23 protein-coding genes are annotated in these 26576 nt (G+C 66.9%); 12 read left to right on the forward strand and 11 right to left on the reverse strand.

All coding sequences use genetic code 11. From position 1 onward, the window contains the following. Window positions 1-65: 65 nt before the first annotated feature. From fba to VSR71_RS16585, 3 genes are all read right to left on the reverse strand, one after another. Window positions 66-1130 (reverse strand): class II fructose-bisphosphate aldolase, encoded by a 1065-nt coding sequence (gene fba, locus VSR71_RS16575; RefSeq protein ID WP_342914943.1) that lies wholly within the window; start codon window positions 1128-1130, stop codon window positions 66-68. A gap of 50 nt (window positions 1131-1180) precedes the next feature. Continuing rightward, window positions 1181-2617 (reverse strand): pyruvate kinase, encoded by a 1437-nt coding sequence (gene pyk, locus VSR71_RS16580; RefSeq protein WP_342914944.1) that lies wholly within the window; start codon window positions 2615-2617, stop codon window positions 1181-1183. An 89-nt stretch (window positions 2618-2706) separates the two neighbouring features. Beyond that, window positions 2707-3903: a phosphoglycerate kinase gene (locus VSR71_RS16585; RefSeq protein ID WP_342914945.1), complete on the reverse strand. Its 1197-nt coding sequence runs from the start codon at window positions 3901-3903 to the stop codon at window positions 2707-2709. 371 nt (window positions 3904-4274) lie between these two features. On the opposite strand from VSR71_RS16585, the gene VSR71_RS16590 reads away from it, so the two are divergent. Both VSR71_RS16590 and VSR71_RS16595 read left to right on the forward strand, forming a co-directional pair. Next, a complete protein-coding gene (locus VSR71_RS16590; RefSeq protein ID WP_342914946.1) occupies window positions 4275-5381 on the forward strand; it encodes a helix-turn-helix transcriptional regulator in 1107 nt (368 codons plus the stop codon). A gap of 104 nt (window positions 5382-5485) precedes the next feature. Beyond that, window positions 5486-6625, forward strand: coding sequence for a helix-turn-helix transcriptional regulator (locus VSR71_RS16595; protein ID WP_342914947.1), 1140 nt, complete (start codon window positions 5486-5488; stop codon window positions 6623-6625). Window positions 6626-6719: 94 nt separating this feature from the next. Here the strand turns inward: VSR71_RS16595 and VSR71_RS16600 are convergent, their stop codons facing one another. Next, window positions 6720-7739 (reverse strand): tripartite tricarboxylate transporter substrate binding protein, encoded by a 1020-nt coding sequence (locus VSR71_RS16600; protein ID WP_342914948.1) that lies wholly within the window; start codon window positions 7737-7739, stop codon window positions 6720-6722. Window positions 7740-7889: 150 nt separating this feature from the next. Beyond that, window positions 7890-10889, reverse strand: coding sequence for a DEAD/DEAH box helicase (locus VSR71_RS16605; RefSeq protein WP_342914949.1), 3000 nt, complete (start codon window positions 10887-10889; stop codon window positions 7890-7892). A gap of 204 nt (window positions 10890-11093) precedes the next feature. Between VSR71_RS16605 and VSR71_RS16610 the strand changes: the two genes are divergently transcribed. The 6 genes from VSR71_RS16610 (at window position 11094) to VSR71_RS16635 (ending at window position 15739) form a co-directional block, all read left to right on the forward strand. Continuing rightward, on the forward strand, window positions 11094-12014 hold the full coding sequence (locus tag VSR71_RS16610) for a branched-chain amino acid transaminase (RefSeq protein ID WP_209756768.1): 921 nt from the start codon (window positions 11094-11096) through the stop codon (window positions 12012-12014). Window positions 12015-12109: 95 nt separating this feature from the next. Beyond that, on the forward strand, window positions 12110-12304 hold the full coding sequence (locus tag VSR71_RS16615) for a zinc-finger domain-containing protein (RefSeq protein ID WP_010812205.1): 195 nt from the start codon (window positions 12110-12112) through the stop codon (window positions 12302-12304). Window positions 12305-12464: 160 nt separating this feature from the next. After that, entirely contained in the window at window positions 12465-13487 is a 1023-nt protein-coding gene (waaF, locus tag VSR71_RS16620; RefSeq protein ID WP_342914950.1) for a lipopolysaccharide heptosyltransferase II, read from the forward strand. A gap of 18 nt (window positions 13488-13505) precedes the next feature. Beyond that, window positions 13506-13946: a YybH family protein gene (locus VSR71_RS16625; RefSeq protein WP_342914951.1), complete on the forward strand. Its 441-nt coding sequence runs from the start codon at window positions 13506-13508 to the stop codon at window positions 13944-13946. 86 nt (window positions 13947-14032) lie between these two features. Further along, window positions 14033-15121: a YheT family hydrolase gene (locus tag VSR71_RS16630; protein ID WP_342914952.1), complete on the forward strand. Its 1089-nt coding sequence runs from the start codon at window positions 14033-14035 to the stop codon at window positions 15119-15121. A gap of 51 nt (window positions 15122-15172) precedes the next feature. Next, on the forward strand, window positions 15173-15739 hold the full coding sequence (locus VSR71_RS16635; RefSeq protein WP_342914953.1) for a DUF2946 family protein: 567 nt from the start codon (window positions 15173-15175) through the stop codon (window positions 15737-15739). A gap of 27 nt (window positions 15740-15766) precedes the next feature. Here VSR71_RS16635 and VSR71_RS16640 read toward each other — a convergent pair whose 3' ends face one another. After that, window positions 15767-17596 carry a M48 family metalloprotease gene (locus tag VSR71_RS16640; protein ID WP_342914954.1) on the reverse strand — a complete coding sequence of 610 codons (1830 nt, stop codon included), beginning with the start codon at window positions 17594-17596 and terminating at the stop codon, window positions 15767-15769. 83 nt (window positions 17597-17679) lie between these two features. Here VSR71_RS16640 and moaC point away from each other — a divergent pair, with 83 nt between their 5' ends. The 4 genes from moaC (at window position 17680) to VSR71_RS16660 (ending at window position 20735) form a co-directional block, all read left to right on the forward strand. Next, on the forward strand, window positions 17680-18165 hold the full coding sequence (moaC, locus tag VSR71_RS16645) for a cyclic pyranopterin monophosphate synthase MoaC (protein ID WP_342914955.1): 486 nt from the start codon (window positions 17680-17682) through the stop codon (window positions 18163-18165). Between the two features lie 157 nt (window positions 18166-18322). Then, a complete protein-coding gene (gene hmpA / locus VSR71_RS16650) occupies window positions 18323-19534 on the forward strand; it encodes an NO-inducible flavohemoprotein (RefSeq protein ID WP_342914956.1) in 1212 nt (403 codons plus the stop codon). A gap of 237 nt (window positions 19535-19771) precedes the next feature. Beyond that, on the forward strand, window positions 19772-20212 hold the full coding sequence (locus VSR71_RS16655; RefSeq protein ID WP_342914957.1) for a hypothetical protein: 441 nt from the start codon (window positions 19772-19774) through the stop codon (window positions 20210-20212). A 16-nt stretch (window positions 20213-20228) separates the two neighbouring features. Continuing rightward, window positions 20229-20735 carry a hypothetical protein gene (locus tag VSR71_RS16660; protein ID WP_342914958.1) on the forward strand — a complete coding sequence of 169 codons (507 nt, stop codon included), beginning with the start codon at window positions 20229-20231 and terminating at the stop codon, window positions 20733-20735. Between the two features lies 1 nt (window position 20736). Here VSR71_RS16660 and VSR71_RS16665 read toward each other — a convergent pair whose 3' ends face one another. The 5 genes from VSR71_RS16665 to sucC all read right to left on the reverse strand — a co-directional run bounded on the left by VSR71_RS16665 (window position 20737) and on the right by sucC (window position 26541). Next, window positions 20737-22545 (reverse strand): PglL family O-oligosaccharyltransferase, encoded by a 1809-nt coding sequence (locus tag VSR71_RS16665; protein WP_342914959.1) that lies wholly within the window; start codon window positions 22543-22545, stop codon window positions 20737-20739. A gap of 99 nt (window positions 22546-22644) precedes the next feature. Continuing rightward, entirely contained in the window at window positions 22645-23124 is a 480-nt protein-coding gene (locus tag VSR71_RS16670) for a pilin (RefSeq protein ID WP_342914960.1), read from the reverse strand. A gap of 320 nt (window positions 23125-23444) precedes the next feature. Continuing rightward, window positions 23445-24140 (reverse strand): TerC family protein, encoded by a 696-nt coding sequence (locus tag VSR71_RS16675; RefSeq protein WP_342914961.1) that lies wholly within the window; start codon window positions 24138-24140, stop codon window positions 23445-23447. Window positions 24141-24394: 254 nt separating this feature from the next. Beyond that, window positions 24395-25276 carry a succinate--CoA ligase subunit alpha gene (sucD, locus tag VSR71_RS16680; protein WP_342914962.1) on the reverse strand — a complete coding sequence of 294 codons (882 nt, stop codon included), beginning with the start codon at window positions 25274-25276 and terminating at the stop codon, window positions 24395-24397. 98 nt (window positions 25277-25374) lie between these two features. Beyond that, the gene (sucC, locus tag VSR71_RS16685) at window positions 25375-26541 is read right to left on the reverse strand and encodes an ADP-forming succinate--CoA ligase subunit beta (protein WP_342914963.1); all 1167 of its coding nucleotides are present in this window, start codon (window positions 26539-26541) and stop codon (window positions 25375-25377) included. Window positions 26542-26576: the final 35 nt, after the last annotated feature.

Below are 26576 nucleotides of genomic sequence, written 5' to 3' on the forward strand. Positions count from 1 at the left end.
CCTCGTGCGGTAGCGAAGCCCCAGGCGTCAGCGTCGGCCCCGCCTGTGCGGGGCCAGGGGGCTGCTTACTGCACGACCTGCGCCAGCTTGCCCGACTTGTACTGCTGCGCGACGTCGATCAGCGTGACCGGCTTGATCTTGCTGGCCTGGCCTTCGCAGCCGAAGGAAATGTAGCGCGCCTTGCACACTTGCTTGGCGGCTTCGCGGGCCGGCTTCAGGTATTCGCGCGGGTCGAACTTGCTCGGGTTCTCGACAAAGAAGCGACGGATCGCGCCGGTCATGGCCAGGCGGATGTCGGTATCGATGTTGATCTTGCGCACGCCGTACTTGATGGCTTCCTGGATTTCCTCGACCGGCACGCCGTAGGTTTCCTTCATGTCGCCGCCGAACTTGCGGATTTCTTCCAGCAGTTCTTGCGGAACCGACGACGAGCCGTGCATCACCAGGTGGGTGTTGGGGATGCGGGCGTGGATTTCCTTGATGCGGCTGATCGCCAGGATGTCGCCGGTGGGCTTGCGGGTGAACTTGTACGCGCCGTGCGAGGTGCCGATGGCGATGGCCAGTGCGTCCAGCTGGGTGGCCTTGACGAAATCTGCGGCCTGCTCCGGATCGGTCAGCAGCATGGAGTGGTCCAGCACGCCTTCGGCGCCGATGCCGTCTTCCTCGCCGGCTTCACCGGTTTCCAGCGAGCCCAGGCAGCCCAGTTCGCCTTCCACGGTCACGCCGACGGCGTGGGCCAGTTCCACCACCTTGCGGGTGACGTCGATGTTGTAGTCGTACGCGGCCGGGGTCTTGCCGTCTTCGCGCAGCGAGCCGTCCATCATTACCGACGAGAAGCCCAGGTCGATCGCGCCCTGGCAGATCGCCGGCGACTGGCCATGGTCCTGGTGCATCACCACCGGGATGTGCGGATACGCTTCGACCGCGGCTTCGATCAGGTGGCGCAGGAAATGCTCGCCGGCGTATTTGCGGGCGCCGGCCGAGGCTTGCATGATCACCGGAGCGTTGACCTCGTCGGCCGCCTGCATGATGGCCTGCACTTGCTCGAGGTTGTTCACGTTGAAGGCCGGCAGGCCGTAGCTGTTCTCGGCTGCGTGGTCCAGCAGCTGGCGCATCGAAACGAGTGGCATGTCTAACTCCTAAATAAAAATGGGGTGTCTCTGTATTCTTCTGTCGGCGCTCAATGCCCCACCCTGACGATCTTCAGGGTGTTGGTACCGCCCGGCTGCCCCATCGGTTCGCCGATGGTCAGCACGATGAAATCGCCGCGCTGCACCACGCCCTGCGCCAGCAGCAGTTCTTCGGCCTGCTCCAGCGCGGTGTCGCGGTCGGCGCTGGATTGCAGCGGCAGCGGCACCACGTTGCGGTACAGCTGCATCTTGCGCTGCGAGGCCAGGTTGGGCGTCATGGCGTAGATCGGCACATGGATGCGGTGACGGCTCATCCACAGCGCGGTGGCGCCGGAATCGGTCAGCGCGGCAATTGCCTTCACCTGCAAATGATAGGCGGTGAACAGCGCACCCATCGCCACCGACTGGTCGATGCGCGAGAAGGTCTGGTTCAGGAAGTCGGTGTCGAGCTGCACCACCTCGGACTTCTCGGCCTCGATGCAGACCGCGGCCATGGCCTCGACGGTCTCGATCGGGTAGCGCCCGGCAGCGGTCTCGGCCGACAGCATCACCGCGTCGGTACCGTCCAGCACGGCGTTGGCCACGTCCGACACCTCGGCGCGGGTCGGCACCGGGTTGACGATCATGCTTTCCATCATCTGCGTCGCGGTGATGGTGAGCTTGTTGGCTTCGCGCGCCAGCTTGATCATGCGCTTCTGCAGCGCGGGCACGGCCGCATTGCCGACTTCCACGGCGAGGTCGCCGCGCGCCACCATGATGCCGTCGGACGCCAGCAGGATTTCTTCCAGCACGCCCGGATGGATGGCCTCGGCGCGCTCGATCTTGGCGATCATGCGGGCCTTGTGGCCGTGCGGCTGGCCGGCCACGGCGGCCAGCTGGCGCGCCATTTCCATGTCGGTGGCGTTCTTCGGGAAGCTGACCGCGACATAGTCCGCGCCCAGGGCCATGGCGGTCTTGATGTCGTCCATGTCCTTGGCCGTCAGAGCCGGCGCCGACAGCCCGCCGCCCTGGCGGTTGATGCCCTTGTTGTTGGACAGGTCGCCGCCGATGCGCACGGTGGTGAAGATCTCGGTGCCGAGCACCCGGTCCACCACCAGCACGATCAGGCCGTCGTTGAGCAGCAGCAGGTCACCCGGGCCGACATCGCGCGGCAGGTCCTGGTAGTCCAGGCCAACGCGTTCCTGATTGCCGAGCTGGCAGGCCGAATCGAGCACAAAGGGGTCGCCCGGCTTCAGCGTGACCTTGCCATGCTCGAACTTGCCGACGCGGATCTTGGGGCCCTGCAGGTCGGCCATGATCGCGACCTCGCGGCCGCACGCCTGCGCCGCCTCGCGCACCAGTCGGGCGCGGTCGATATGGTCCTGCGCGCTGCCGTGCGAGAAATTCAGCCGCACCACGTCGACCCCCGCAGCAATCATGCGCGTCAGGATCTCCAGCGAGCTGGAGGCGGGGCCGATGGTGGCAACGATCTTGGTAGAACGGGTCATGCGCGGGTTTCCTTGGCCTTGGTAAAGGACTGCGGGACTGCGGGACTGCGGGACTGCGGCCCGGCACGGCGCCAGGCCTGGCGGATGCTTCAGCCTGCTGCGCGCTGTTCCAGCACTTCAAAGGCGGGCAGCGTCTTGCCTTCCAGGAATTCCAGGAACGCGCCGCCGCCGGTGGAGATGTAGCCCACGCGGTCGGCAATGCCGTACTTGGCGATGGCGGCCAGCGTGTCGCCGCCGCCGGCGATCGAGAACGCCTTGGACTCGCCGATGGCCTGCGCCAGCACCTTGGTGCCATTACCGAACTGGTCGAATTCGAACACGCCCACCGGGCCGTTCCAGACGATGGTGCCGGCGGCCTTCAGCTGCTCGGCCAGCAGCGCTGCGGTCTTGGGACCGATATCCAGGATCATGTCGTCGTCGGCCACGTCCTTGACGTCCTTGACGGTCGCCGCGGCGGTCGCGCTGAATTCCTTGGCGCAGACCACGTCGACGGGAATGGGCACCGAGGCGCCGCGCTCGGCCATGATGTCGATGATGGCCTTGGCGTCGCCGACCAGGTCGGCTTCCGCCAGCGACTTGCCGATCTTCAGGCCGGCCGCCAGCATGAAGGTGTTGGCGATGCCGCCGCCGACGACCAGGTTGTCGACCTTGTCGGCCAGCGACTTCAGGATGGTCAGTTTGGTAGAGACCTTGGAGCCGGCCACGATTGCCACCAGCGGACGCGCCGGCTGGCCCAGCGCCTTGCCCAGCGCGTCGATCTCGGCGGCCAGCAGCGGGCCGGCGCAGGCGATCGGGGCGTACCTGGCGATGCCGTGGGTGGTGGCTTCGGCGCGGTGCGCGGTGCCGAAGGCGTCGTTTACATAGACGTCACAGAGCTTGGCCATCTTCTGCGCCAGCTCGTCGCTGTTCTTCTTCTCGCCCTTGTTCACGCGGCAGTTTTCCAGCAGCACCACCTGGCCGGGCGCGACCTCGACGCCGTCGACCCAGTTCTGCACCAGCTTGACCGGCTTGCCCAGCAGCTCGGACAGGCGCGTGGCGATCGGCGCCAGCGAGTCTTCCGGCTTGAACTCGCCTTCGGTCGGGCGGCCCAGGTGGGAGGTGACCATCACCGCTGCGCCGGCGGCCAGGCAGGCCTCGATCGCTGGCACCGAGGCGCGGATGCGCGTGTCCTCGGTGATATTGCCGGCGTCGTCCTGCGGCACGTTCAGGTCGGCGCGGATGAATACCCGCTTGCCGGAGATTTTGCCTTGGGAAATCAGATCGGAAAGACGCAGGACAGTGGTCATGACGGTGAAAGGCGCGAGATTTCGCTGAAAAATCGGGGAAACGGGGATTTTACCTGATCGCGGTGGACGCTTTGGCGATTCCGGGCTGCAATGGACTCATAATGTGCCCCATCATGCACACGAAGGTTCCGGGCCGGCGTGGCCGCTTCCCTGCCTCCCCACGAAAGAAGGGTCAAGGCAATGTCCCCCTGGCCCCCCGAGTGCGGTAATGTATGCAACGTCTGCTACAACAGACACGCATTGACACCAGAGCCGGTCCAGCAAACGGCCAGAACAGCACCAGGCGGATAACAACAAAGGCATGCCGGCGTGCGCCTGGGCGCACAGCCGGCGCCGCGCATTGTTTTGTCGCGAATGCAGGGGGTAATCAGATGAAAGAAGCCGACATGCACGGAGCGATCCGTGGCTTGTACGAGGGCATTCTCGATCCCGGTGCCTGGCAGCAAAGCCTGCGCACCCTGACAGATATGGCCGGCTCGGCGCACGCCTCGATGATGGTTTGGGACACCGTACGCGACCAGGTCACCGTCAATGAAATCGTCAATCCGGTGGTGGAGTTGTTCACCGAGTACGAATCGGATTTCCAGGCCATCGACCCGGCCAAGCACTTCGCACCGCGGCTGCAGCCGGGCGCGTGGTACGTCGACGCGCGCGAACTGGGCGAAGGCACCATGGCGCGCCACCCGTTCTACCGCGATTTCTTCCACCGCTACGACCTGCGCTCCTACGTGGCATGTCTGGTCGCGCGCCAGCCGCACTACGAAGTCTATTTCTCGATGCAGCGCGGGCGCACGCAGCCGCTGTTCTCGACCGACGACACCCGCGGCATGGACTGGATCATCCCGCACATGCGCAGCGCCATGGCCATGCGCGACCGCACGCTCGGCCTGACCGTGCTGGCGCGGCTGTCGTCGCAGCTGGTGGAGCGGCTCAACTTCGCGCTGCTGGTGTTTTCGCCGCAGCGCCAGGTGCTGCTGAGCAACCGCGCCGGCGAACGCTGGGTGCGGCGCCTGGACCCGGCGGGCAAGGTCTCGGACTGGACCCTGTCGCGCCCGTTCGGCGAAATGCTGGCCGCGGCTTGCGATCCGCAGCGCGCGGTGGCCGCCCAGGCCGCGCGCGCCACCGACGGCAACGGCGCCAGCGCGCAGGTGATCGTGCTGCCGCTGCCGCCCTCGCACGCCTTTGCCGCGCAGTGGCAGGAGCCGGCGGCGCTGGTGGTGGTGCACGAGCACGACAACGCGCCGCTGTTGCTGGCACCCGTGCTGCGCGACCTCTACGGCCTGACGCCGGCGGAAACGCGGCTGACGACCCAGCTCGCCGGCGGCCAGGGCCTGCCCGAAGCCAGCCAGCAGCTGAACATCCGCCATGAAACGGCGCGTACGCAGCTCAAGGCCGTGTTCCTCAAGACCGGCACCAACAGCCAGGCCCAGCTCACCCACCTGCTTTCGCGCCTGGGCGCTGCGCTGGAAGGGGCCTGAATTCCACCCTCGCGCGGTACGCCGGCCGGCCACACACCGGCAGCCCTGGCACAGCCGCGCGAAGGAAGTACCAAAAGTACGAAAAAAAAGAAAGAAGAAAAACCATGAGCGACACGCCGATGCATGACACCATCCGCGCGCTGTACGAGGGGATCTTCGACGCCGATGCCTGGCGCCGCAGCCTGGCTGCGCTTTGCCAGGCCAGCGACAGCTCGCATGCGCTGCTGCTGGTGCGCGATACGGTCCACGAACGCGTGCTGGTGAACCAGGTGGTCAATCCCGTTCCCGAAGCGGTGGCCGCCTACAGCGAGTACTACGAAACCATCGACCCGGCCCTGCCCTTCGCACAGCGCATGTCGGTAGGCAACTGGTATATCGATTCGCGCGAACTTGGTTCGCTGGCGATGCGCCACTCGCCGTTTTATGGCGAGTTCCTGCGCCAGTTCGAGCAATCATCGGTAATGGCCTGCCTGATCGAGCGCAAGCCGCACTATGAAGTGTTCCTGTCGCTGCAGCGGCCGCTGGGCGGCAACCAGTATTCGCCCGAGGACGCGCGCGCGCTCGACTGGGCGATTCCGCATGTGCGCCACGCCATGGCGCTGCGCGACCGCACGCACCAGGTGTCGGCGCTGGCGCATGCGTCGAGCCAGTTGCTGGAGCGGCTGCCGTTCGGGGTGATCGTGCTGCGGGACGATGGCAAGACGCTGCTCGCCAACAGTACGGGAGAGGCGTGGGTGCGGCGGCTGCTGCCGGCGGTGTCGATCGAAACCAGTGCGGCGGCGGTATCGGCGGCAGGCATGCGGACTGACGAATGGCGGCTTTCGCGGCCCTTTGCCGAAGCATTGAAGGCCGCGTGCGATCCGGGCAATCCGCAGCCGGCGCAGGCGCTGCGGGCGGTCGATGGCGGCGGGCGGCAGGCGCAGGTTATCTTGCTGCCATTGCCGCCGGCGCATCAGCTGTCGATGGATTGGCAACGGCCCAGCGTGCTGGTGGCGATCCATGAGCCGGGGGTTGCGCCGATGACATTGCCGGCGGTGCTGCGGGACCTGTATGGGCTGACGCCGGCGGAGACGCGGCTGGCGCTGCAGCTGTCAACCGGGATGGGGTTGCCCGAGGCTTGCGAGCAAATCGGGATTCGGCGGGAGACCGGGAGGACGCAGTTGAAGGCTATTTTTAACAAGACTGCTACGGGGACGCAGGCGCAGTTGGCGCACTTGTTGACGCGGCTGGGGGTCAGGGCTTAGGGCACCCCGCTTGCTTGCTCCCCTCTCCCGCTCGCGGGAGAGAGGCCGGGGGAGAGGGCCGGAGCCTCAACGAAGTGAAGCCCCCGATGTGCCCTCAATCGATCGAAGCCCCCACCGTCTTCACCACCCCCGCCCACTTCTGCCGGTCCGCCTTCACGGTAGCCTTGAACTGCTCCACCGACTCGATCCGCGGCGTATTGCCGGCATCGACCAGCTTCTGCCGGATCGACGGGGTTTCCAGCGCGACCTTGACCGCGTCGTTGATCTTGCGCGCAATCTTCGGATCCAGCCCCTTGGGACCGAAGAAGCCAAACCAGATGGTGCTGTTGTAGCCCGCGACGCCGCTCTCGGCGATGGTCGGCACGTCCGGAATCACCGGCACGCGCTTGCCGGTGGTCACGCCCAGCAGCCGCACCTTGCCGGCACGGTATTGCGGCAGCACGCTCTGCACCTGGTTGAAGATGCAGCAGACCTCGCCCTTCAGCACGGCCTGCAGCGCATCGGGCCCGCCCTTGTATGGCACGTGGACCATGTCCAGCCCGGCGCGGGAATTGAACTCGGCGAAGGCCAGGTGCGTGCCGGTGCCGTTGCCGGTCGAGGCATAGTTGTACTTGCCCGGATTGGCCTTCACCGTCTCGATGAATTCCTTCACCGTCTTCACGTCGATCACGGCCGGATTGACGGTCAGCACGTTGGACACTTCGACCAGCGGCGCCACCGGCGTGAAATCGGCTTCGGCGTCGAACGGCAGGTTCTTGTACAGCGCCGGGTTGATGCCGTGCGTGGCCGCGGTGCCGAGCAGCAGCGTGTAGCCATCCGGCTTCGCGTGCGCCACCACCTCAGAGGCAACGTTGCCGCCGGCGCCCGGACGGTAGTCATAGATGATCGTGGTCTTGAGCGACTTCTGCAGCGATTCCTGCAGCGCGCGGCCCACCATGTCGACGCCGGAGCCGGCAGTGAAACCCATCAGGATGGTCACCGGCTGCGTCGGCCACTCGCCCTGGGCCCGGGCGGGCCCGCTCACGGCAGCGGCGGCGCACAGGGCGGCCATGCCTGCGGCCAGGCGGGAAGCGGAACGGAAGGACAAGCGCGGCAGGCGGGACGAAAAGGGCATGGGGGCACCGTCAGGAAGGTCAGCACAAGAAACGGCCGGGGTCTGGGCCCCGGGCCAGCGTCACAAGATAGCAAGGATCCTGCCAAAACCAAACGAACCAGTTCGCTTGTAGGTATGCCCTGGAAGCATATGGTTGGCCTGGCGTGACGTTCAGCGGCGCAGCAGGCCCACCAGTTCGTCGATATCCGGCAATGGCGCACCCGTTCCCGCGGCACTTTCGTCATCCGCCTCCAGCAAGCCGTCGGCCAGCGCGCGCTTGTCGCGGTGCAGGTCGACGATGCGCTCCTCGATGGTGCCGGCGTTGATCAGCCGGTACACCGTCACGGGGCGCTGCTGGCCGATGCGGTGCGCGCGGCCCATGGCCTGGTCCTCGGCGGCGGGGTTCCACCACGGGTCGGCGATGATCACGTAGTCGGCCGCGGTCAGGTTCAGGCCGAAGCCGCCCGCCTTCAGGCTGATCAGGAAGGCATCGCCCTCGCCCGCCTGGAACGCGGCCACGCGGCGTGTGCGCTCGGCCGCCGGCGTGGCGCCGTCCAGGTACTGCAGCGCCAGCCCGGCGCGCTCCAGGCCCTGGCGCAGCAGCTGCAGGAAATCGACGAACTGGCTGAACACCAGCGTCTTGTGGCCACTGGCGGCCAGTTCGCTCGCCAGCGCGACGAAGGCACGCAGCTTGGCGCTCTCTTCCCCCTCTCGCAGCTGGCTGCGGATTTCGGGCGTAACCAGGCGCGGGTCGCACGCGGCGCGGCGCAGGCGCATGATCTGCGCCAGCACATGGATGCGCGCTTGCGATTGCTGCTGCGCCTGCGCGAGGGCGCGCGCCCTGGCCCCTGCGGGCGCGCCTTGCGTGGCCTTGCGTGCCGCCTCCACGCGCGCCAGCGCGGCTTCGGCCTGGGTCTGCGCCTGCCGGCGCAGGGCTTCGTAATGCGCGGCTTCCACCGCCTCGGGCTCGACCCGGATCACCAGCTCCGTGCGCGGCGGCAGTTCGTCGAGTACCTGGGCCTTGGTCCGGCGCAGCACGAAGGGCGCGATCATGCGGCGCAGGCGCTGGCGCGCCTCGCGCACGCCGCCGCGCTCGATCGGGTTGGCGAAATGCTCGTTGAAACGGGCCAGCGAGCCCAGCAAACCCGGGTTGCAGAAGCGCATCACCGACCACAGCTCGGCCAGCCGGTTTTCCACGGGCGTACCGCTCAATGCCATGCGGAAATCGGCGCGCAGATCAAACATCGCCTGGGCGCGCCGCGTGATGGCGTTCTTGAATGCCTGCGCCTCGTCGGCGACCACCGTATGCCAGTCGCGCGCGCAGAAATCCTGGCGCGCCTGCTGCAGCAACGTGTACGAGGCGATCACCACGTCGTGCGGCCCGGCCTGTGCCAGCAGCGTTTCGCGCGCATTGTCCGCACCTTCGGCATAGACATGGACATTGAGCGTGGGCGCGAAGCGGCGCGCCTCGGCCGCCCAGTTGCCGCACACCGAGGTGGGCGCGATCACCAGCGCGGCGCCACCGGCCGCGCGCGCCACAAGTACCGCCAGCGACTGCACCGTCTTGCCCAGTCCCATGTCGTCGGCCAGGCAGGCGCCCAGCCCCGACGCGGCCAGCGTCATGGCCCAGCGGTAGCCTGCTTCCTGGTAGGGGCGCAACTCCGCCGCCAGCGTGGCGGGCACGGTGATCTGCGTGTCGCGCGCCGCGCGCAGGCGGGCGATGCGCTGGCGGAAATGCGCGTCGGGATCGACACCCGCGCCGGCCAGCACGTCATCCAGCCACGGCGTGGCCATCTGCGGCACGCGGATGCCGTCGGGGATGCGCTCGGCCACCGAGGCCAGGTCGCGCAGCTGGCCGCGCAGTGCCCGCGTCAGCGCCACGTAGACCCCCTGCCCCATCGGCACGAAGCGACCGGCGTGGCTGCCAGTCCAGTCAATCAGCTTGCCCAGCTCCAGCACCAGTCCCTCGGCCACGCGCAGCTCGCCGGCGAGCCGGTACCAGGCGCCGCGGCTTTCGATGTGGACGCCGAGCTGCGGCAGGTCGGCGGGCACGATGCGGATTTCCTTGCCGCGCGGCCATTCCACGGCCTGCACCGCGGGCAGGCCAGGCAGCGTTTCAAGGACGGTCAGCGCATCCTCCGGGTCGTCCAGCGTCCAGGTGTATTCCCCGCCCGGCGGCGACTGCGTGACCAGCACCGGCAGCGCGGCAAAGACCTCAGCCACGCAGGCCAGTTCGGCGTCGAGATCGCGCTGGGTGACCAGCGTCTCGCCGCGCACCGCGGCCATCAGGTGTTCCCTGCCCGCGCCCGGCGCCAGCCGCGGCCCGAGCTGGCCCAGCGGCGTGACCACCAGCCGCATCGTGATGCCGCGCCCGGCCACGCCGCCGATGGGCGCGACCTCGGCGCGCAGCCGCGCTTCGGCTTCGACCGGACGTGTGCCGGCGGCCTGGTCGGCATGGACCTGGAAGTGGCCGGCCAGGGCGCGCAGCGTGCGGTCGAGCTGGGCCTGGCCGTCCTCCGGGATCGCCAGCCCGTCGCCGATCAGCCGCGCGGCGTCGAACTGCGCCGGGGTGAAGCGAAGCACCTTGAGGCGGTGCGGCCCGTCGCGCAGCACCGTGACCTGGCGCAGCGCCTCGGCCTCCTGGCGCGCGGCGGCTGGCAGGAGAGCCTCCATCGCCGGCGCCTCGCGCAGCGGCGGGTAGAGGCGCAGCACGAAGCGGCCGGCACTGTGCACGGCCTCCAGCGCGGGCGCGTCCTCGACCACCTCCAGTGTCTGCGACGGCGCGTGGGCGAGCACCACCGCCGGGTGGCCGACCAGCGCCATGGCGGCGGCGGCGCGGTCCAGCACATAGCGCCGGTTGTGCGAGGCATCGCGCCGGATCGCGCGCGCGATGCGTGCGTCCCATGGCTCGAGCCGGTCATCCTCGGCCACGCGCGCCAGCGGTACGGGCTTCGGCTTGCCCCAGCCGCGCGCCCCGCGCACCTGCTCGAGCGGCTCGATGGTGGCCACCGCGCCATCCGGCTCCAGCGTCAGCGCCCACAGCAGGCGGCGGCCGCCCTCGCTGGCGGCGGCGGGCTCGGCGCCGGCGAGGGCGCGCAGCGCTTCCAGCGCCTGCTCCCAGCCTGGCTGGCCGGGTTCGGCATGCGGGTCGGAATGTCTGGTCAAAGGCACGAGGGAATGGGCTGGCGTCGCGGGGCAGGGCCTGACGATGCAAGCGGCGACCCGGCAAACGCACGGAAATGAGGATTCTAGTCCGCCGCGGCGGCCTTCTCTCCCCCTTTTCCCCTGCCCTCCCCCCGCCGCTCGCGTTGGCACCCATGCCCCCCGGGCTTACAATGTCGTTTTTGCTACTTTCACGGCGCTGGGAGAATAGACATGTCGATGGCGGATCGCGACGGCAAGATTTGGATGGACGGCAAGCTGATCGAATGGCGCGACGCCAAGATCCACGTGCTGACGCATACGCTGCACTACGGCATGGGCGTGTTCGAGGGCGTGCGCGCCTACAAGACGCCCGAAGGCACCGCCATTTTCCGCCTGAAAGAGCACACCCGCCGCCTGTTCAACTCCGCCAAGATCTTCCAGATGGCCATGCCGTTCGACGAGGCCACCCTGGAAGCCGCCCAGCGCGAAGTAGTGCGCGCCAACAACCTGGAATCCTGCTACATCCGCCCGCTGGTGTGGATCGGCTCGGAAAAGCTGGGCGTGTCGGCCAAGGGCAACACCATCCACGTGGCGATCGCGGCGTGGCCGTGGGGCGCCTACCTGGGCGAGGAAGGCATGGAGCGCGGCATCCGCGTGAAGACTTCGTCGTTCACCCGCCATCACGTCAACGTGTCGCTGGTGCGCGCCAAGGCCAGCGGCTACTACATCAACTCGATCCTCGCCAACCAGGAAGCGACCGGCCTGGGCTACGACGAAGCGCTGCTGCTCGACACCGACGGCTACGTCAGCGAAGGCTCGGGCGAGAACGTCTTCATCGTGCGCAACGGCGTGATCTACACCCCGGACCTGGCCTCGTGCCTGGACGGCATCACGCGCGACGCCACGCTGACCATCGCCCGCGACCTCGGCATCGAGGTGCGGGAGAAGCGCATCACCCGCGACGAGATGTACTGCGCCGACGAAGCTTTCTTCACCGGCACCGCCGCCGAAGTCACGCCGATCCGCGAGCTGGATGACCGCATCATCGGCGAAGGCCGCCGCGGTCCGGTGACCAAGCAGATCCAGGACGCATTCTTTGCCGCCGTGGGCGGCACCAATGAAAAGTACAAGAAGTGGCTGACGCTGGTCTGAGCACCAGCCACCAGCCCCCGTGCCCCGCATCCGCCGCCGTGCGCGCGGGGCATGCCTTGATTTGACGAACAACAAGCCTCAATCCCCGCAACACCATGACGCAAACCGCCACCATCATCGAAATCGGCGCCGAAGATATTCCGCTGCACTGCCCCACCGCCAACACCCCGGCCTGGAACTACCACCCGCGCGTGTTCCTGGACGTGGCGGACACCGGCGAAGCCAAGTGCCCGTACTGCGGAACCGTCTACAAGCTCAAGCCGGGCACCGTGCTGAAGGGCCACCACTGATCCGAGCCGCCGGTTTTCGCACAACCTTGACGCTCCGGGCCGCCCGCAGGCGGCCCGGAGCGTTGCTGTTCCCGGCGATCTTGTCTGCGCCCGGGTCTGCGCTCGTCACTGCGACTGTGCCGACGATTGCGCCGGCGAACCGGCTCCCCGTGCCCCGCCCATGAAGAAAGCCCTCGTCATCGCCCCCAACTGGATCGGCGACGCCCTGATGGCGCAGCCGCTGTTCGCGCTGCTCAAGGCGCGCCATCCGCGCCTGGTCATCGATGCCCTCGCGCCCAAGTGGGTGGCGCCGGTGCTCGCGCGCATGCCCGAGATCGGCCGCGTGTTCCCGTCCGACCTGGCGCACGGCAAGCTGCAGCTGTCGGCGCGGCTGATGTTCGCGCAGCAGCTCAAGAACGAAGGCTACGACCTCGCCTACGTGCTGCCGAATTCGCTCAAGTCGGCACTGATCCCGTGGCTGGCCGGCATTCCGCTGCGCATCGGCTACCGTGGCGAAGCGCGCTTCGGCATGCTCAACGTGCGCCATGCCAACCCGCCGCGCGACCACCGTCCGCCGATGGTCGAGCACTATGCCCGCCTCGCGCTCAAGCCCGGCGCGCGCTTGCCGGAGCACATCCCGGATCCGCGCCTGCGCGTCGACCCGGCGCGCATGGCGGCGACCGCGGAGCGCTTCGGCATTGCCCCGCACACGCGCGTGATCGCGTTCTGCCCGGGTGCCGAGTACGGTCCCGCCAAGCGCTGGCCCGCCGGCCACTTCGCCAGGCTGGCGCAGATGCTGCGGCGCTCCTACCCCTACGCGCAGATGATCACGCTGGGCTCGGCCAAGGACACCGAGATCGCCGCCGAGATCGTCAAGGACGCACCGTTCGTGCGCAACCTGTGCGGCCAGACCTCGCTGGATGACGCCGTCGACCTGCTGGCGCTGTCCGAGGCCGCGGTCTGCAACGATTCCGGCCTGATGCACGTGACCGCGGCGCTGAACCGGCCGCAGGTCGCGGTCTATGGCTCGAGCGATCCGCGCCACACGCCGCCGCTGTCACAGGCTGCGAGTATCATGTGGCTGCAGCTGGAGTGCAGCCCGTGCTTCAAGCGCGAGTGCCCGCTTGGCCACCTGCGCTGCCTGAAAGAGATCGAACCCGAAATGGTCTTCGTTGAGCTGCGCAAGCTGCTGCACCGGCCCTGATACCCTGACACTGCCACCATGCCTCGTTTTGCCCGCCTGTTCGATTCTGCCGAAGACATCGTCGAAGCCTTCCGCGAGGCGCTCAAGCTGCGCGATGCCGAGGGCGCGCTGCGCCTGTGGCTGGACGAGGATTCGATCACCTGCGTGCTGCCCGACGGCCAGCGCATGATCGGCCATGAACAGCTGCGCCACGCGTTCTCGCAGCTGCTGGAAGAGCAGCCGGTGCTGGTCGACGCGATCGAGACCAGCAGCCACGCATCGATGGCCGTGTCGATCTTCGACGTGACCGAGGCGCTGCGCTTTGGCAGCGACCGGGTCGAGGCCGACCTGTACGTGCACACCACCTATGTGCTGATGCAGAACCACGAAGGCTGGCGCCTGGCGCATATCCACTGCAGCCCGGCCAACGCCGTGCAGGTGGCCGGGGTGGCTGCGGCGCCCGGCCAGGCACTGCACTGAGCCTTTTGCCCGCCGGGCCGCAGCCCGGCTGCAACCGAGCAGGACTGCGACACTGCAATACTGCAACACTGCAATACCGAGCTGGCATGACGCAGCGCCCCGATCTCCTGACGCACCGTTTGCCTGTCGCCGCCGCGCCGCATGAGCGTGGCCACGGCTACGGCGACGGCATCGCCATGCCCTGGTGGCTGCGCGGCGGCCATGCCCAGACCATCATCCCCGCCCGCTTCACGCGCCGCCCGCCGCGCGTGACGTTCCGGCGCGAACGCTGGGACACGCCTGACGGCGACTTCATCGACCTGGACTGGACCACCCACCCGGTGCAGCCGGACACGCCGCTGGTGGTGATGTTCCACGGCCTGGAGGGCGATTCCGGCAGCCACTACGCGCAGGCACTGATGCACGCGCTGGGCACGCGCGGCTGGCAGGGCGTGGTCCCGCATTTCCGCGGCTGCTCGGGCGAGCTCAACCTGGCGCCGCGTTTTTACCACTCGGGCGATTCGGCCGAGCTGCGCTGGGTGCTGGAACGCGTGCACCGCCAGTATTGCGCCCAGGGCCGCAAGCTGCTGGTGGTCGGCATCTCGCTGGGCGGCAATGCGCTGCTGCGCCTGCTGGGCGAGGACGGCAACGGTGCCAGCCATGTGCACGCCGCGGCCGCGATCTCGGCGCCGCTGGACCTGGCCGCGGGCGGCGCGGCGCTGTCGGCCGGCTTCAACATGCTCTATACGCGCATGTTCCTGCAGACGCTCAAGCGCAAGTCGCTGGCCAAGCTCGGGCAGTTCCCCGGCCTGTTCGACCGCGAGGCGATGCTGGCCAGCCGCGACCTGTATGGCTTCGACAACGTGGTCACGGCGCCGCTGCACGGCTATGCCGATACCGACGACTACTGGCGCCGCGCCGCCAGCAAGCCGGTGCTCGGCGCGATCGCCGTGCCCACGCTGGTCCTCAATGCGCGCAACGATCCATTCCTGCCCGGGCGGCACCTGCCCGGACCGGCCGACGTCAGCCCGCAGGTCTGGCTGGAACAGCCGGAGCACGGCGGCCATGTCGGCTTCATGACCCCGCATGAAGGCTGGCGGCGCCATCTGTGGTTGCCCGACAGCCAGTCAGGGGTAGCGTTCGGCGGCCATATCGAATGGCTGCCGGCCCGGATCCTGCGTTTTTTCGACATATGATGTAGCGCCGGCGGCGGCGTGCGTGGCGCCTTGCCGGCAGAGGAGACGGAGATGGACGACATCGTCAGGCAAGCCATGGCGCGCTGGCCCAACGTGCCCAACGCCTACGGCTGGCTCGCGCTGGACCGGCGCGGGCAGTGGCGCCTGCGCAATGAATACGCCCAGCAGCACGGCCTGTCCGGCGAGCCGGTGCGCAATGAAGCGCTGGTCGCCTTCATCGAACGCAACTACCTGTGCGACGAGCGCGGCGCATGGTATTTCCAGAACGGGCCGCAGAAGGTGTTCGTGGCGCTGGCATACGCGCCGTGGATCGTGCGGCTGCACCAGGGCGCGCTGGGCACGACCTCGCGCCAGCCCTTCGCGCTGCAGGCCTGCTACGCGGACGAGCATGGCAACGTGGTGCTGTCGGGGATGATCGACGGCGTGGACGGCACGCAGGCCGCCCTGCTGCACGACCATGACCTGGAGACCTTCAGCGGCAGCAGCACCTGGCATGGCGAGGCCTGCGGCGCCGAACTCGGCCTGTTCCACTACGACGGCCGCGACCTGCCGATCGAGCCCATCGCGGAGAGCGAGGTGCCGAAGCGCTTTGGCTTCGTGCGCCAGCCGGCGGCCTGACGCCGTCCGGCCCTGCGCGGGCTTGCCTCAGTTCGGAATGCCCTTGCTGTCCTGCTTGTCCTCGCGATACTGGCGTTCCAGCTGGTGCAGGCGGGCGTCGACCTCGGACAGCGTATAGAAATCGCCGTCGCCGGCCTTGCGCGCGATCTGCAACTGTTCGATCGCGGCCTGGTAGGCGCCATCCATCGCGTACTTCTCGGCCAGCGCCTGGTGCTGCTGCACCCGCTTGCCCTGGCCGGCGTATGCGCGCGCCAGCATCTCCCACCAATCGCTGCGGCTGGTTTCCTGGCGCGTGCGCTCACGCAGGAAGCGCACCGCCTCGTCGAAACGGCCCGAGCCAATCAGGGTCTCGGCATAGGAGACCGATACCGCATGGGAAAGCGGGAAGGCCTTCATCGACGCGGTGGCCTGTGCCAGCGCCTCGGGCACGCGGCCCTGCGTGCGCGCCAGCTGGATCGCCATCACGTCAAGCATGGGGCTGCCCGAGCTGGCACCGGGGATGGTGCCGTACAGCCGCCGCGCCTCGGCCAGTTCCTGCTCGGCCGCGGCGGGACGGCCGAGCCGCTGCTCGGTGAAGGCAAGGCCGTAGTGCAGCGCCGGCGCGCGCAGCGTCGAGGCGCCCGGCAGCTGCGCGCGCAGCGCGTTGCGCAAGGCCTGCAGGTCGCTCGGCGACGATTCCTGGATCACGCGCGCGCGCATCCGGGCGAACTCGTACTCGGGCGTATTGGGCACCTTGCGCGTGTTGACATGGCTCACGCGGTCCTGCATGTCGGCCAGCCGCTCGGAAGTCAGCGGGTGAGTGCGCACATAGGACGGCACCGAGCTTTCCGAGATGCCGGACACGCGCTGCAGCCGTGCGAAGAAATCGGGCATGCCCTGCGGGTCGAAGCCCGCCGCGGTCATGATCTGGAAGCCGACGCGGTCGGCCTCGCGCTCCGCGCCGCGCGAGAAGGACAGCTGGTTGGCAACGGCGGCGCCCTGCCCGCCCATCGCCAGCGCCGCCGCGGCATCCGGGCTGCGCGTGGCGGCGAGGCCGGCCAGCACCATCGACGCCAGCGCGATCCACATCGACTGATCTTGCGACGTGATGCCGCGCGCGATATGGCGCTGCATCACGTGGCCGATTTCATGGCCCAGCACCGAGGCCAGTTCCGACTCGGTATCGGACTGCACCAGCAGCCCGGTATGCACGCCGATATAGCCGCCCGGCAGCGCGAAGGCGTTGATGCTGCGGTCGCGCACCGCGAACAGGTCGAAGCCGGTGGCAAAGGTGCCGGCACCGGTCGAGCCCGAAATGTTCTGCCGCCGCGCCGCCTGCACCAGCCGGTAGCCCAGCGCGTTCAGGTAATCCAACAGCAGCTGATCCGGCACGTACAGCGGATCGCGGCGGATATCGCGCATGATGCGGTCGCCCAGGCGCTTTTCCATGTCGGGCGACAGCGATGCCGTGGACGGGTCGCCCAGGTCAGGCAGCTGCACCCCGCCACTCTCGACCACGGCATTGTTGGTGCGCAGGCCGAACTCGGACTTCTGGCCCGCCTTGATGCTGCGGTTCAGGTTGTCGTAGACCTGGTCGCTCGCCTCGCCGGCCAATGATGGCACCGGCTCCGGCGCCCGCATGGAGGCGACCGGCCTGGCCGGCACTGCCGCGGCCGAGGCCGGGGCTACGGCCGGTGTTCGCGTTGTCGCCTGCGGCCACGCCGGCGACGCGATGCTCAACGCAAGCAGCGCCGCCAGCGACCGCCGCCATGGCGACCCGCGGCGACCACGATGTGACGCCGAACCGGCAGGCGCGGCACCGGCAGCGGCACAATGGCCGGGCGCGGCAGGCCTGCGAAGCGATGGTTGTTTTGGCATGTTGCTATGATAGCGGCCTCCGGTGGCCGTTCCCATCTGACGGTTCTTCCCCCCGCCAAAGGCCACCTGCACAAGGCCCAGCCATGACCCAGCTCACCCATTTCGATACCGCCGGCCAGGCCCACATGGTCGACGTCGGCGACAAGGCCAGCACGCACCGCGTGGCCGTGGCCACCGGCACCATCACCATGCTGCCCGACACCTTCGCGCTGGTGCGCGACGGCAATGCCAAGAAGGGCGACGTGCTCGGCATCGCGCGCGTGGCCGCGATCATGGCCACCAAGCGCACCGCCGACCTGATCCCGCTGTGCCATCCGATCGGGCTGACCAAGGTCGCGGTCGACTTTGCGCTCGACGAGGCCAACGCCACCGTCGCCTGCACCGTCCGCACCGAGACCCGCGGCCAGACCGGTGTCGAGATGGAGGCGCTGACCGGCGTGCAGGTGGCACTGCTGACGATCTACGACATGTGCAAGGCAGTGGACCGCGGCATGGTGATCGGCAACGTGAAGCTGCTGGAAAAGCATGGCGGCAAGTCGGGCGACTGGGTCGCGGCAGCAGCACAGTGATCGGCCTGGCTGCACCGTCCTTGGGCCGGCACGCGCCAAACGGCAATCACGGCACCTAGACTAGACATTGCTCAGGGCAGCCGGGAAACGCGCATCGCGCCCGCGTGGGCACAGCGTCTTCGCCCGGCTCCCATCACCTTGCCAAAGGAGATAGGCAATGCTGACCCAGAAGACGAAGGACATTGTGAAAGCCACCGCGCCGGTATTGGCGCAACACGGCTACGACATTATCAAGTGCTTCTACAAGCGCATGTTCGAGGCGCATCCCGAACTGAAGAATGTGTTCAACATGGCGCATCAGGAACGGGGCGAGCAGCAGCAGGCATTGGCGCGGGCGGTCTACGCGTATGCGGAGAACATCGAAGACCCAAGCAGCCTGATGGCCGTGCTGAACAACATTGCCAACAAGCATGCGAGCCTGGGCGTCAAACCGGAGCAGTATCCGATCGTCGGCGAGCACCTGCTGGCGGCCATCAAGGAAATCCTGGGCAGCGCGGCGACCGAGGAAATCATCTCCGCGTGGGCGCAAGCCTATGGCAACCTCGCCGATGTCCTGATGGGCATGGAGAGCGCGCTATATGAAAGCTCGGCTGGGCAGGCCGGCGGCTGGACCGGGTGGCGCTCCTTTGTCGTCCGCGAAAAGCGCCCTGAGAGCGGCGTGATCACGTCTTTCATTCTCGAGCCGGTCGACGGCAAGCCGGTGGCGAACTTCAAACCCGGTCAATACACCAGCATTGCCGTCAATGTGCCCGCGCTGGGCCTGCAGCAAATCCGTCAATACAGCTTGTCCGATATGCCGAACGGGCGCACCTATCGCATTTCGGTCAAACGGGAAGGCGGCGGCACCCAGCCTCCTGGCCATGTTTCAAACTTGCTGCACGATCACGTCAATGTCGGCGACGAGGTCAAGCTGGCGACGCCGTATGGGAGTTTCCACATCGACGTCAACGCGACGTCGCCCATTGTGCTGATCAGCGGCGGCGTGGGGCTGACCCCCATGATCAGCATGCTCAAGACCGCGCTGCAGGCGCCGCCGCGGAAAGTCGTCTTCGCGCATGGCGCCCGCAATAGTGCGGTGCATGCCATGCGAGACAAGCTGCGCGAGGCGGCAAAGACCTATGAGAATTTCGAACTCATCGTGTTCTATGACCAGCCCCTGCCTGAGGACGTGCAAGGGCGCGACTACGATCACGCGGGACTGGTCGACGCCAGGCTGATCGAAAAGTCGATCCTGATACCTGACGCCGATTACTACATCTGCGGCCCGATCCCCTTCATGCGAATGCAGCATGATGCACTGAAGGATCTTGGCGTCCATGAATCGCGCATTCACTACGAGGTGTTTGGTCCTGACCTGTTTGCCGAATAGGCCGGCAGGCATGGGCGGATGCAGGGACGACGGACCCGTCGTGGCGTGCCAGGCCACGGCGTTTTACCGCTCCGTCGTTCCTCGGTAATAAAAGTAACGCCGCATTTCCAATTGCGCCGCCACGGAGCCTGCGCACGACAATTTGGTATTCAATACGATTGCGGGCCGGCGCATTTCGCGGCCGGCTGCCACTGCCCGCGGCCAGCCTTCCGGCCACGCGGGGAAAAGGTGAATACCATGAACGGGCGCAAGCTCTGCCAGCTGGTACTGGCACTGGCGGCCACGGCCGCGAGCGGCGCCGCCCTTGCCGGGCGGGCCGATATCCACAATGCCGGCTGGCATGACGCGGACACACGCGGCGGCATGATCAAGACGCGTGTCGGCGTGGGCTTCTATTTCGGCCCCAGCGTCGTGTTCGGCGGCTACCCGTATTACTACCCTGCCTACCCAGCGCCCTATTACTACCCGGCCCCGGTCGTCACCGTGCCGGCCGAGCCACCTCAATACATCGAGCAGGGGCCAAACGGGCCGGTGCCCGCCCCGGGACCGGAGCGGTCGGTGCCGCAGGACCAGGGCTGGTGGTATTACTGTAACCAGCCGGATGGCTACTACCCCTACGTGCAATCGTGCCCGGGAGGCTGGCAACGCGTGCCGGCCCAGCCGCCGGCCAATTCCTGACAGCGTGGAGCACAGCATGCGAGTCCTGACCCGCGCCACGCTCGCCGTGGCCACCCTGGCCCTCGGCGCCTGCGTCGTGATGCCTTCGGGCCCGAGCGTGATGGCGTTGCCGGGCACCGGCAAGAGCTTCAACCAGTTCCAGGCTGACGACTACAACTGCCGCCAGTTCGCCTTGGGGCAGGTCGGCGGCGTGAGTTCCTCGCAGGCCGCCAACAACGCGGCAGTCGGCAGTGCGGTCGTAGGCACCGCGCTGGGCGCAGCGGCCGGTGCGGCGTTCGATGGCGGATCGGGCGCGGCGGTCGGCGCGGGCATTGGCCTGCTGACAGGCGCCGCGGTAGGCGCGGGCAACGCGCAGTACGCGGGTTATGGCACGCAACGGCAATATGACGCCGCTTACGTGCAGTGCATGTACGCCAGCGGCAACCGCGTGCCAGTACCGGGACGGGTCGCCGCGGCACCGGCGCCGGCACCGCGGTACTACTATGCGCCGCCCCCGCCGGCCTACTACGTGCCCTACTACTAAGTCAGTTGCGTCCCCACGCGGAGAACCGGCGCGAGCGATCGGTCACCCAGGCGCAAAACGCCTGCGGGCGTTCGCCCTCCGACAACTCGCGGCATGCCTTGGCAATCTCGGCGTATTGCGTCGCTTCATCACCCAGGTAGTACCAGCGCAGCCGTTCCATCCACTGGCGGCCCTGCGCGGCATCGCCGGTCAGCGCGAGCAGCCACGCCGTGCGCGCGATCATCATCGGAGTCGGCAGCAGGTGCACCGCGGCGATATGCGCGGGCAGCAGTTGCGCAGCGTTCTTCGGCGTGATGACGGCCAGTCCTGCGGCATCGGCCTGTGCATGCTGGCGGAACCAGAAGCGCGGCATCGGCAGGGTGTTGCGGGTTTCGCTGGTGGCGTATTCGCGTGCTTCGGCGCGGCGGTAGTCTTGCCACATCGTTGCCAGGATGGCGACGGCAAGCGCGATGAATGCCACGCTGAGACCCTTCACCACGCTGGCCCGGACGCGCCATGGGCCGACGCTGGCGGGCTCCAGCCAGCCCAGCAGGAAACAGAACGGCAGAAAGAAGTACAGGTAGTGCAGTGGGTATTCGAGCATCGAATGCGCGCACAGCATCGCCAGCCACGTCAGCATCAGCACCGCTTCACGGCGGTCTCCGTTTTCTGCCTGCCAGAGCCGCGCCCGCACCACGCGCCACAGCCATGCCGCGAGAATCAGCGCGGCGCCGAGCGTGCCGGCGATGCCGGTTTTGGCCAGCAGATCGAGCACTGCGTTATGGGCGTGCAGGGACATCTCTACCTTCACGCCAACCTGCGGCAATTGGATAAATTGCGACCAGCCGAACTCGCCCCAGCCGACGCCGAGCCAGGGATGCGCGCGGAACATCGCCAATGCATGCGACCATAGCGCGCCCCGTGCGGACATCTGGTCTTCGGCTTCCAGTTGCGCGATGGTGTCGAACAGGCGCCAGTCGAGCAACTGGCCGGCGGCGCGGATTGCTGGCTGCAGCACCAGCAGCATCACGACCATGGCGACCGCGGCGACCAGCAGTCCGGTCGTGCGCCGCATCGGATCCGCTTCGTGCGGCGTGCCTCGCGCCAACCAAGCGGCGACCAGCGCGTAGCCCGCGGCCAGCCCGACATGCAGCACGCCAGTGCGCGATCCGGATAGCACGATGCCGCTCTCCAGCAGGCCTACGGCGGCTAGCCACATCGGGAAGCGCAGCCTGCTGCGCGATGCCAGCCAGACTGACGCGACTAGTGCGAGGCCGTGAACGGTGGCCTGGTGGTTGGGCTGGTTCAGGTTGCCCCACAGGCGGCGGTTGTCGTCGTAGAAATAGGTGGAAACGAGACCGAAGGCGCTGCGCTCGAGATGGAAGAGCTGCACCCACTGCGTGACGGTGCCAAGCAGGCCGGCGATCAGGAAGGCGATGGCCAGGGTATCGCCGGCGTTGAGCGATTCGGATGCTCGATTGCGGCGGTACAACCATGCGGCGCATGTCACCGCTGCGCCGAGTAACAGGGTCAGGAAAGTGAGGGTCGCGCTGCCGGTGATATCAACGTGGCCGAGGGCGGTGCGTGTCAGGCCGACGGCGGCGAGCCAGCAGAACAGCAAGGCTACCCACGGCAGCGAAATCGTGGCGTATGCCGCTGGTGTGGCGGACTTGCGAAGCGCCAGGAACGCGAACAAAGCGAGCACACAGCATGCGGCGGTCCATTCGCCGTAGAACGTCGCGAGTGGGAGCGTATGCCGGGAGACTAGCAGCGGGAAGACGATTGCTGCGATGAGCGCAGCCGACGGGAGAGTTGTCCGGAACGGCGGCATTGAGGCGCCTGGTTTGGGGAAAGGCGCATGATAGCTTGGGCGCTGGGCAAAGAAAAAGCGCCCGGAGGCGCTTTCCCACCAACTTGATACGGCTGGCTATTACACGCCCGTTTCCGCCTGCGTGCAAGCCGGTGCGGCGGCGCGAGCAAGGGTCCAGGTAATGGTGGCCGAACCTGCCGCAATGGTAGGCGTCATCGTAACCACACAGAGGCGCGCAGCTGCGTTTCCTGTGATCGTCAAAACGGGCACGCCACCAACGGCTGCCAGGGCGGCCGTACCATTCGTCAGAATCATATCTCCGGCACCGTTCAGGCCAGCAGTAACGCCAACTTCTGCATACGTGTCGCAGGAGGCCGTTGCCGCTGCATTTTCCTGCAGACATTGGGCAATTGCTTGCTTGACGGACGCGGTCGCCGCAATATTACCGGACCACCGGCTACGCGTCACATAGTCCTGATACTGCGGAATGGCGATCGCTGCCAAGATACCAATGATCGCCACCACGATCATCAGTTCGATCAGCGTAAAGCCCTTCTGGATACGACGGCCCAGCTTCTTCAGTTTTTGTACCCGTTGCATGATTTGACCCCTCGAAGAGATTTTGGTTAAGCGTTGCACGTCTTCGGTTTCGTGACGCGGGGCCTAACCAGCAGTAAGCGTGCCAGCCATATCCCCCGTCCGCAGGGGGCAAAAAGCGACAAATTTCGTCACCTGACAACGGAAAGCCCGCTGATTGCGCCAAATTTTGTCATCTGGGCGCACTACCACCCGCCGGAGCGACAAAAAGTGCGATCACTCACATGAGTTAGTTGGAATTCCCACTGACAAAGGGACTTCCGCCGAGGAGCAACAAAAAAGGGCGGCCAACCGGCCGCCCTTCCATGCGAAGCAGGACCCCGTCAGGCCGTCTGCGCCGACCGCCGGCTCAGCAGCTTGCCCATGAGCACCACCAGGATCGCGCCGGCGGCGCCGAATACCAGGTGGGCGTGCGGCACGTGGATTTCGAACCAGGCGGCATCGACCGGGTCGCTGACCAGCATTTCGCCAGCCAGGTAGCCGAGCAGCGCGGCGCCCAGCACGATGATGACCGGGAAGCGCTCCATTACCTTGAGCAGCAGCGTGCTGCCGAACACGATCAGTGGGATCGACAGGCCCAGGCCGATGATCAGCAGCATCAGCTGGCTGCCCTCGGGGCCCTTCTGCGCGGCGGCGGCCACGGCGACCACGTTGTCCAGCGACATCACCAGGTCGGCGATCAGGATGGTGCGGATGGCGGCCCAGATATTGTCCTTGCCGTCGTGGCCTTCGTCGTCGTCATCGCCGGTCAGCAGCTGCACGCCGATATAGACCAGCAGCACGGCGCCGACGATCTTCAGGTACGGCAGGCTCAGCAGCTTGACCGCGGCCACGGTCAGCACCACGCGCATGATGATGGCGGCGGCGCTGCCCCAGAAGATGGCCTTCTTCTGCTGGGCGGGCGGCAGGTTGCGCGAGGCGAGCGCGATCACCACCGCGTTGTCGCCGGACAGGACGATGTTGGTCAGGATGATCGATCCCAACGCAATCCAGAAAGTGGTGGAAGACAGCAGTTCCACGGGGAGGCTCCTCGAGTTCTATGTAGTGGCGGTTCTATGTAATGGCGCGCCCCGTCATCTGACGGGTGTTCGGATGTCTGAAAGCGCAGACATGACTGTTTAACCGACGAACCTTTCGATTACATTTCAATCCTGTAATCTTCCGGGGCTTTCGTGGCGCCGAAATCATTCGCGGCAAAAAACAATGCCCCCGCCGAAGGGCGGGGGCATCACAAGTCTGTCATTCCCGCGACAGCGGGAACGGCGAGCGGACCTTACAGCATCGCCTTCAGCAGGCGGCCCATCTCCGACGGGTTCTTGGTCACCTTGATACCGCAGGCTTCCATGATTTCCAGCTTGGCCTGGGCGGTGTCGGCACCACCCGAGATCAGCGCGCCGGCGTGGCCCATGCGCTTGCCCGGAGGCGCGGTCACGCCAGCGATGAAGCCGACCACCGGCTTCTTCATGTTGTCCTTGATCCAGTTGGCCGCGTTGGCTTCGTCCGGACCGCCGATCTCACCGATCATGACCACGGCGTCCGTTTCCGGATCGTCGTTGAACATCTTCATCACGTCGATGTGCTTCAGGCCGTTGATGGGGTCGCCACCGATGCCGACAGCCGACGACTGGCCCAGGCCCAGCGCGGTCAGCTGGCCCACGGCTTCGTACGTCAGGGTGCCCGAGCGCGACACCACGCCGATGCGGCCCTTCTTGTGGATGTGGCCCGGCATGATGCCGATCTTGATTTCGTCCGGCGTGATCAGGCCCGGGCAGTTCGGCCCCAGCAGCAGGGTCTTCTTGTTCTCGCGGCGCATGCGGTCCTTGACTTCCATCATGTCGCGCACGGGGATGCCTTCGGTGATGCAGACCACCAGGTCGAGGTCGGCGTCAACGGCTTCCCAGATCGCGGCAGCGGCGCCCACGGGCGGCACGTAGATGACCGACACGGTGGCGCCGGTCTGGGCCTTGGCGTCCTTGACGCTGGCGTAGATGGGAATGCCTTCGAAGTCTTCGCCGGCCTTCTTCGGGTTCACGCCTGCGACGAAGGCGTTCTTGCCATTGGCGTAGTCGCGGCAGCCACGGGTGTGGAACTGGCCGGTCTTGCCGGTGATGCCCTGGGTGATGACCTTGGTGTCTTTGTTGATCAGAATCGACATGCTGTAATCCTTTGCTTGGCTACGAGCCGCGCGCACAGGGCTCAAGGGAGCGCCTGCGCACGGCTCGCGTTCGCGTGTGGTTGCGTTCGTGCGACGGCTTACTTGCCAGCGGCAGCGGCCACCACCTTCTGGGCGGCTTCTTCCATCGTGTCGGCGGCGATGATGGGCAGGCCCGATTCGGCCAGCATCTTCTTGCCGAGATCTTCGTTGGTGCCCTTCATGCGCACGACCAGCGGCACGTTCAGCGACACGGCCTTCGAGGCCGAGATCACGCCTTCGGCGATCACGTCGCAACGCATGATGCCGCCGAAGATGTTGACCAGGATGGCCTGCACGTTCTTGTTGCTCAGCATCAGCTTGAAGGCTTCGGTCACCTTCTCGGTGGTGGCGCCGCCGCCCACGTCGAGGAAGTTGGCCGGCTCGCCGCCGAACAGCTTGATGGTGTCCATGGTGGCCATGGCCAGGCCGGCGCCGTTCACCAGGCAGCCGATGTTGCCGTCCAGCGAGATGTAGGCCAGGTCGAACTTCGAGGCTTCGATTTCGTTGGCGTCTTCTTCATCCAGGTCGCGGTAGGCGACGATTTCCGGGTGACGGAACAGCGCGTTCGAGTCGAAGTTGAACTTGGCGTCCAGCGCGATGACCTTGCCTTCGCCGGTCAGGATCAGCGGGTTGATTTCGGCCAGCGAAGCGTCGGTGTCGTAGAACGCCTTGTACAGGCCTTGCAGGGCCTGGCGGGCTTGGGCCACGCTCGCGTCGGGCACGCCGATCTTGCGGGCGATGTCGTCGGCGTCAGCGTCGGTCAGGCCGGTCGACGGCTCGATGATCAGGGTGTGGATCTTTTCCGGGGTGTGGGCAGCGACTTCCTCGATGTCCATGCCGCCTTCGCTCGACGCCATCAGCGCGATCTTCTGCGAAACGCGGTCCACCACCAGCGAAACGTACAGTTCCTTCTTGATGTCGGCGCCTTCTTCGATCAGCAGGCGGTTGACCTTCTTGCCTTCCGGGCCGGTCTGGTGCGTGACCAGCTGCATGCCCAGGATGTTCGAGGCATAGGTCTTGACGTCTTCGATGCTCTTGGCAACCTTGACGCCGCCGCCCTTGCCGCGGCCGCCCGCATGAATCTGCGCCTTGACAACCCACACCGGGCCGCCGAGCTCTTCTGCGGCCTTCAGGGCCTCGTCAACCGAGAACGCGGGGATGCCGCGCGGAACCGGCACATTGTATTTGCGCAGGATTTCCTTGCCTTGATACTCATGGATATTCATGCGTGTTTCCTTTCGGGTAGGCGTAAAAGGTAGGA

The sequence above is a fragment of the Cupriavidus oxalaticus genome (genome assembly GCF_038900635.1).
Taxonomy (GTDB): Bacteria; Pseudomonadota; Gammaproteobacteria; order Burkholderiales; family Burkholderiaceae; genus Cupriavidus; species Cupriavidus oxalaticus_B.